Origin of the sequence: Pseudomonas donghuensis, from assembly GCF_000259195.1 — a bacterium.
GTDB classification, from domain to species: Bacteria; Pseudomonadota; Gammaproteobacteria; order Pseudomonadales; family Pseudomonadaceae; genus Aquipseudomonas; species Aquipseudomonas donghuensis.
Genome location: NZ_JH650762.1, coordinates 115,715 through 124,172 on the forward strand (window position 1 = coordinate 115,715; position 8,458 = coordinate 124,172).

Annotated in this window: 2 protein-coding genes; both read right to left on the reverse strand. The window is 67.6% G+C overall.

Annotated features, from left to right (window positions below; all coding sequences use genetic code 11):
• Positions 1 to 3,822, reverse strand: a 3,822-nt coding sequence (locus UW3_RS29445) for a non-ribosomal peptide synthetase (RefSeq protein WP_148276791.1), incomplete at its 3' end; no start/stop codon positions are given.
• Between the two features lie 14 nt (positions 3,823 to 3,836).
• Positions 3,837 to 8,458 (reverse strand): non-ribosomal peptide synthetase (locus UW3_RS27860; RefSeq protein WP_010222468.1); only part of this gene is annotated, 4,622 nt, incomplete at its 5' end.

The following is an 8,458-nucleotide window of genomic DNA, read 5'->3' on the forward strand; positions in this document are numbered from 1 at the left end:
TTCGGCCTGCAACGCGGCACTGCCCGCGCGCGCCTGCAGGCGTTCGGCCCAGTGTTGTGCCGAACAGGTTTTGCCCGGCAGGTTCAAAGCCTGGCCGGCGGCCAATTGCCCGTAGGCGCTCTGCAGGTCTTCCAGCAGGATGCGCCAGGAAACGCCATCGACCACCAGGTGGTGCACCACCAGCAGCAAGCGCTGCTGGCCATCTTCGAGGCTCAACAGCACCGCCCGCAGCAACGGCCCATGGGCCAGGTCGAGGCTGCGCTGGGCCTGCTCGCAGATCGCCGGCAGCTGCTCAAGGCAGGTGTTGCGCTGCCACAACAGCTCGTCAGCGCCCGCGCCGGGGTGGTGCTCGGCGAGCCAGCCGTCAGGTGTCTGGCTAAAGCGCAGGCGCAAGGCATCGTGTTGCCTCAGCAAGGCCTGCAAGGCCGCCGCCAGGGCCGGCGCGGACAACGGCGTGCGCGGGGCCAGCAGCACCGACTGGTTCCAGTGATGACGGTCGACCACCTCGTTCTCGAAGAACATCTGCTGGATCGGCAGCAGGGTCAGGCGGCCCTCGACCGGCCCGCTCGCACTGGGCGCCTGGGCCGCACCGGCACTGGCAACCCTGGCCAGGCGTTGCACGCTCTGGTGCTGGAACAGGTCCTTGGGGGTAAAGCGGATACCCGCTTCACGCGCGCGACTGACCACCTGGATGGAGATGATCGAGTCGCCGCCCAGCTCGAAGAAATTGTCCTGACGGCCAACCCGCGGGACCTTGAGCACGTCCTCCCAGATCGCCGCCAGTTGCTGTTCCAGCTCGCCTTGCGGTGCACTGTAGGCATCACTCGCCGCCTGCTGGGCAGGCGCCGGTAGCGCCTTGCGGTCGAGCTTGCCGTTGGCGGTCAGGGGCAGCTGCTGCAGCAGGATCAACTGCGCCGGGACCATGTAGTCCGGCAAGCGTGCGCGCAGTTCGCCCAGCAAGGCGGCCGCCACCTCGGCCGTGCTGCCGATACGGCTGACCACATAACCGAGCAGTTGCTGGCCGCGCTCACTGGCGTGGCCGACGACCACCGCCTGCTCCACGCCATCCAGGCTGCGCAGGCACGCAGCGACCTCGCCGGGCTCGACGCGAAAACCGCGAATTTTCAGTTGATCGTCGATGCGTCCCTGATAGTGCCACTGTCCGGCGCTCAGGCGCACGCCATCGCCACTGCGGTACAAGCGCTCGCCGTTGCTGCTGAAGGGGTCGGGGACAAAGCGCTCGGCGGTCAGCCCCGGTTGCCCGAGGTAGCCGCGCGCCAGGCCTTGGCCACCGATGTACAGCTCGCCCGTGCCGCCGTCCGCCACCACCTGCAGGCTGGGGTCGAGCACCCGCACGCGGGTATTGGCCAAGGGCTGGCCGAGGCTGACCGGCGCGGCCTCGAGCGGCCCGGCGAGCACACCGACAGTGGATTCGGTCGGCCCATAGTGGTTGAACACCCGGCACTGCGGCGCCAGTTGCCGCACGCGCGCGAGCAGCGCCGGCGGACAGGCTTCGCCACCGAGCACCAGCAGGCGGCGCGGCAACACCTCGGCGGCCTGGGCCGAGGCCATCAACGCCGCCAGGTGCGAAGGCACAATCTTCAGTACATCGACCTGCTGGCGCTGCATGGCCCCGGCCATGGCCTGGGCGTCCATCGCCGTGTGCGGGTCGAACAGATGCAGAGTCCGCCCCGAGCACAGCGCGCCGAACAACACGGTGTGGCCGAGGTCGGCGGCGACCGTGGAGACCATCGCCATGCTCTGCGCCTGCTCCAGCGGCAGGCGTTGCAACAGGCCCTGGACATAGTTGGCCAGGGCGCCATGGCTGACCATCACCCCTTTGGGCTGCCCGGTGGAGCCGGAGGTGTAGATGACATAGGCGCAGCTCTCGGCCAGCGGCAGCGTGTGCAGCCGTTCGCCACTGGCGAGCGCTTCAGCGCCGGGGCGGTCGACACAGACCAGCACCTGACCCGCTACCCGCGGCATGTCGGCCTGCACCGCCGAATCGCAGAGCAGCACCTGGGCGCCACTGTCCTCAAGCAGCGTGCGCAGGCGATCAGGAGCAGCTTGCGGGTCCAGCGGCAAGTAGCTGGCCCCGGCCTTGAACACCGCCAGGATCGCCACGACCAGTGCCGAACTGCGCTCCAGGGCAATCGCCACCCGCGATTCGCGGCCCACGCCCAATGCGCGCAGGTGGGCGGCCAGGCGCCCGGCCTGCTGATCGAGTTCGGCGTAGCTCAATTGCTGCGTCGCACACACCGTTGCCAGGCGCGCTGGCGTGGCCGCCAACTGCTGCTCGAACAGCGCCAGCACGCTGCTGGCGGCAAACCTGCATTGCGGCCCCTGGCCAAGCGCGGCCAGGCGCTGCTGCTCAGTGGCCGACAGCAGCGGCAGGTCCTCGATGCGCACCTGGACGTCGTCAACGATGGCCTGCAACAGCCCTCGCCACTGCCCGGCAATGGCCTCGATGCTGCAGGCATCGAACAGGTCGCTGGCGTAGACAAGGGTCGCCTCGATCCCGCCCGGATGCTCCAGGGTATTGAGGGTCAGGTCGAACTTGCTGGTGGTCAGCGGTTGCACCAGTGGCGTCATGTGCAAGCCGGCCAGGGCTGGCGAGGCACTGCCAGGCTCCTCGCGCTGATGATTGAACATCACCTGGAACAACGCCGAATGGCTCAGGCTGCGTTCTGCCTTGAGCACGTCGAGCAACTGCTCGAAGGGCAGGTCCTGGTAAGTCTGGGCCTGCAGGGCCGCCTCGCGCACCTGGGCAAGCAGTTCGCTGAAGCGCTGCTCACCGCACACCTGTGCCTTCATCACCTGGGTGTTGACGAAGAAGCCAATCAGGCGCTCGGTCTCAGGCCGCCCGCGGTTGGCGATCGGCACCCCGACACGGATCTCCTGCTGGCCGCTCAAGCGCTGCAGCAGGGCCTGGAACGCCGCCAGCATCAGCACGAACACCGTCACCCCTTGGCGCGCGGCAAGGGCCTTGAGCTGCTCGCCCAGGCCGGCGTCCAGCGCGGCATCCAGGCTGGCGCCGGCATAGCTGCGTTCGGCCTGGCGCGGGCGGTCGAGCGGCAACTGCAGGACTTCAAGCGGCCCCTGCAATTGCTCGCTCCAGTAGGCCAACTGACGCTCGCGTTCGCCGTTGTCCATCCACTGCCGTTGCCACAACGCGTAATCGGCATATTGCACCGGCAAGGCCGGCAGGCTTGGCTCCCGGCCCTGGCTGTAGGCGGCATAGGTTTGCATCAGCTCCTGGACCATCAGTTGCAACGACCAGGCGTCGGAGATGATGTGGTGCTGGACCAGGCTGAGGACGTGCTGCTCGTGCTCGACCTGCAACAAGGCGGCCCGCAGCAACGGCCCACGGGCCAGGTCGAAACCCTGAGCGCCCTGCCCGGCCAGAAACGCCTGAATCCCGGACTCGGCCTCCACTGCGCCGGGCAAGGTCTGGCGCGCCAGCGCCAGGCCAGACGGCGCCTGTATCTGCTGTCTGACCCCGTCCGGCGTTTCGATGAACAGCGTGCGCAGGCTTTCGTGGCGGGCAACCAGCGCATCCAGGCTGCGCTGCAGGGCACCAACGTCCAGGCGACCCTGCAAGCGGATCGCCAGCGGGATGTTGTACGCCGGGCTGTGCGGCTCCAGCTGCCAGAGAAACCACTGGCGTTGCTGGGCATAGGAAAGCAGGAGCGGCTCGTCCTCGGCACGCTGGAACACAGGAGCGATCCCGAACAGGTTGATCCCTTTCTGTTTCAGCAGGACAGCCAGCGCTTTGCGCTCTTTCGAGGAAAGCGCCCCCACAGACTCTATTAACTTTTGCACGCCACGACCCCTTGTCAGGAAAGCAGTTTCTCAAGATCTTCGGCAGATAGACGTTTGAGAGCCTCCAGGGATTTAGTCAACTCGTCCTGTAGCGGCGAAAGCGCGTCCTGCAAGGCCTGGACCTGGGCACAGAAGGCCTCCAGGTGCTCGGCTTCGAACAGCAGCTTGAGCGGCACCTCCAGGGCCAGTTGGTCGCGCAGGCGCATCACCACCTGGGTGGCCATCAACGAATGGCCGCCCAACTGGAAGAAGTTGTCGTCCAGACCTACCTGCTCCGTGCCCAGCACCGCTTGCCAGGTCGCCGCCACCTGCTGCTGCAGCGCCGACTGCGGTGCCCGATGCAGCGCCTGAGCGCTCAGGCTTGGCGGCGCGGGCAATTGCCGGCGGTCGAGCTTGCCGTTGGGGCTCAGCGGCATTTCACTCAAGGCCACCAGGTGGCTGGGCAGCATATGTTCAGGCAGGACCTGGCGCAGGAACTCGCGCAAGCCGGCGATGGCCTCGGCACTGGCCTGGCCTTCGGCAACCAGGTAGGCCACCAGTTGCGTGCCGCCGACCGCCTCGCGGGCGACCACCACCGCTTCGCGTATCGCCGGGTGTTCCAGCAGCCGCGCCTCGATTTCCCCCAGCTCGATGCGCAGCCCGCGGATCTTGACCTGATGGTCGATACGCCCGGCATACTCGATTGCGCCGTCGGCGCCAAAGCGTGCCAGGTCACCGGTGCGGTACATGCGCTGGCCTGGCACGAACGGGTCGAGCGGGAAGCGCTCGGCGGTCAGCCCCGGGCGACGGTGGTAACCGCGCGCCAGGCCGGCACCGGCCAGGTACAGCTCGCCCAGCACACCCTCGGCAACCGGCTCAAGGTTGCCATCGAGGATGTAGGTGCGCAGGTTGGCGATGGCGTGGCCGATCGGCACGCTGGTACGGCCGTCATCGACACACTGCCAGTGGGTCACGTCGATGGCCGCTTCGGTCGGCCCGTAGAGGTTGAACAGAGCGGCCGCCGGCAGCTTGGCGAACACCTGCTGCTGGGCTTCGACCGGCAGCGCCTCGCCACTGCAGATGATCCGCGACAAGCCGGTGCAGCGGGCAACCTGCGGCGCCTGGAGGAACACCTGGAGCATCGACGGGACGAAGTGCAAGGTGCTGATGCCCTCACGCTCGATCAACTCGATCAGACGGTCCGGGTCGCGGTGATCGCCCGGCGCGGCAACCACCAGGCGCGCGCCGGTCATCAGCGGCCAGAAGAACTCCCAGACCGACACGTCGAAACTGAACGGGGTTTTCTGCAGCACCGCGTCGCTGGCATCCAGGCCATAGGCTTGCTGCATCCAGCACAGGCGATTGACCAGGGCACTGTGGCGGTTGCCCGCCCCCTTGGGTTTGCCGGTGGAGCCGGAGGTGTAGATCACATAGGCCAGGTGCTCGCCCTGCACCGCCACCTGCGGATCGTCGTCGCGGCTGGCGACCGTGTGCGCCTGGTCGAGCAGCAGCGTGCGCAGCCCCGGGGTCGGCGGCAAGCCATCGAGCAACCAGGACTGGGTCAGCAGCAGTTCGATGCCGCTGTCCGCGAACATATGCGCCAGGCGCTCGCGCGGGTAGTCCGGGTCCAGTGGCACATAGGCGCCGCCGGCCTTGAGGATCGCCAGCAGGCCAATGACCATCTCCAGCGAACGCTCGGCGGCAATCCCCACCAGCACATCCGGCCCAACCCCTTGGCCGATCAACGCCCAGGCCAGGCGGTTGGCGCGGGCATTGAGCTGGGCGTAGCTCAGGCTCTGTCCGCCATACACCAGGGCCGGTGCCTGGGGCGTGCGCTGTACCTGGGCCTCGATCAACTGCTGGATGCTGCACTGCAGCGGATAGTCGGCCAGCTCTCCCGCGCCCTGGGCAACCTGCTGAGCGCGCGCCTCGGCGCTGAACAGGCTGAGGCTGGCGACCGCCTCATGCCCCTGGCAGTCGCCCAGTTGCAGCAGCAGTTGGTGCAGTTGCGCCCCCAGGCGCTGCACCGCCGAGGCATCGAAATCGGCGCAGGTGTATTTGAACGTCACGCTCAGCTGCTCGCCGGCATCCACCAGCAGGGTCAGCGGGAAGCCGTTCTGCTCATGGCCGATCACCTCGCCAAAGCGCAAGCCGGCCGGCGCACCCTGCTCCAGGGCCTGGGCCACCGGGTAGTTCTCGAACACCAGCAAGGTATCGAACAGCGGCTGACCGCTGTGCCCGGCCCAGCGCTGGATCTCGTACAGCGGCGTATGCTCCTGCTCGCGCAGGTTGAGGTTGTGCGTCTGCAGGGCCTGCAGCCAGTGCTGCAACGATTGCTGCGCCCGCGCGCCGCCGATGACCGGCAGGCTGTTGATGAACAGGCCGATCTGCCGCTCGATGCCCTTGAGCTCGGCCGGACGCCCGGACACGGTGGCGCCGAAGGTGACATTGTCCTGGCCGCTGTAATGCTGCAGCAGCAATGACCAGGCGCCCTGCACCAGGGTATTGAGGGTGACCTTCTGCGCCCTGGCAAATGCGTGCAGGCGCTGGGTTTGCCCGATGCTCAGGGCCTGCTGGTGCTGAGCGCTGCCCACTGCGGCCTGAGCGGGCTCGCGGGCGATGGCCTGGCTCAGCAGGGTCGGGCCGTCGAAGTGTTGCAACTGCTGGCGCCAGAACGCCTGGCAGGCAACGCCGTCGCGCCCCTGCAGCCAGCCGATGTAGTCGCGGTAGCGGCCGATCGGCGCGTCCACTGTTTCACCGGCGTAGCGCTGCAGTACCTCCGCCAGCAGCTGTGCATTGCTCCAGCCGTCCATCAGGATGTGGTGGCTGGTGAAGATCATCTCATGCGTCTGCTCGTCGCGACGGATCAGGCTCAGGCGCAGCAATGGCGCGCTGTCGAGGGCAAAGCCGGCGTTGCGTTCCTGGGCCGCGAGGTCGTCCAGCGCCGTGGCACCGTGCGGTGCCCCGCGCAGGTCGATGCTGGCAAACGCCAGCGGCACATCGCGCACCACCACCTGCACCGGCGCAGCGAAATCGCCTTGCCAGTGAAACTGGCTGCGCAGGCTGTCATGGGCATCCAGCGTGGCCTGCCAGGCGTGACGGAAACGCTCGACGTCCAGGCCCTGGACCTGCACCCGCAGCTGATTGATGTTGTCACCGCAGGTTTGCGCATTCAGGGCATGGAACAACATGCCCTGCTGCATCGGCGACAGCGGGTAGATATCGGCCATCTGCCCTGGCGCCAATGGCAGGCGATCGAGCTGCGCCTGGCTGAGTGCCGCCAGGGGGAAGTCCGACGGCGTTACCGCGCCGTTGCCGGGTGCCAGGCAATGCTCGACCAGTTGCACCAGTTGCTGGCTCAGAGCATCCGCCAGGCGCTGTACCGTGGCCGGGGCGAACATGGCCTGGCTGAAGGTCCAGTCCAGGGTCAGCTCACCGCCATACACCTGGCCGTTGATGCTCAACCAGTTACCCAGCGGTGCCTGGTCGCCCTGCTCGGCCCCGGACGCTTCACTGGCCGGGGCGAACAAGGCATGCGGGTCATCGAAGCTGGCGTCAAACTGGCCCAGGTAGTTGAAGGTAATGCGCGGCGTCGGCAGGCGGGCCAGCGCCTGGCGCTGCTCGGCACTGCCGTAGGCGTGCAGCACGCCAAAATCCAGGCCCTTGTTGGGGATCGCCCGCAACTGCTCCTTGATCGCCTTGATCGAGGCGCCGAGGCTGTTGCCTGGGGTCAGGCAGGCCGGGAACGCCGTGGTGAACCAACCGACCGTACGGGTCAGGTCGATGTCCTCGAACAGCGCCTCGCGGCCATGCCCCTCAAGCTGGACCCAGGTCGAGGCCTGGCCGCTCCACTGGCAGATCACCTGCGCCAGGGCGGTCAACAGCAGGTCGTTGATCTGCGTGCGGTAGGCAGCCGGTGCCTGTTGCAGCAAGGCGCGCGTGTGCGGTGCGTCGAGACGGCTGCGCACGCTGCAGGCCTGATCCTTGCTCAAGCTGGCGTTGCGGTTGTCGCAGGGCAGGTCCTCGCCGGCGCTAGCGCTCAGGCCCGTCCAGTACGCCGCGGCGCCAGCACTGTCGGCACTGCCGGCGTACTGCTGCAAGCGCCCGGCCCAGGCCTGCACGGCACTGGTGCGCGGCGGCAGTTGCGCGGCCTGGCCAGCGGCCAGTTGGGCATAAACGGCTTGCAGGTCTTCGAACAGAATCCGCCAGGAAACACCGTCGACCACCAGGTGATGGACCACCAGCAGCAGGCGCTGGCCACCCTCGTCCAGATCCACCAACAAGGCCCGGAGCAAAGGCCCGGCACCCAGGTCGAGACTGCGCTGGGCCTGCTCGCACAGGCTCAGCAATTGCTCTGCCGAGGCGGCGCGACGCTGCCACACCAGGCCCTCGCCGACTGCCGCGCAGTGATCGGCACGCCAGCCCTGTGGGCCGTGCACGAAACGTTGGCGCAGCGCATCGTGATGCGCCACCAGCACCTGCAATGCCTGTTCAAGGCGTTGTGGCTCAAGCACCTGACGCGGCGCCAGCAACACCGACTGGTTCCAGTGATGACGCTCGGCCACCGGGCTGTCGAAGAACTGCCGTTGAATCGGCAACAACGCCAGCTCGCCGCTGGCCGGGCCCTGCTCGACCTGCAACGCGTGGCTGGGGGAGC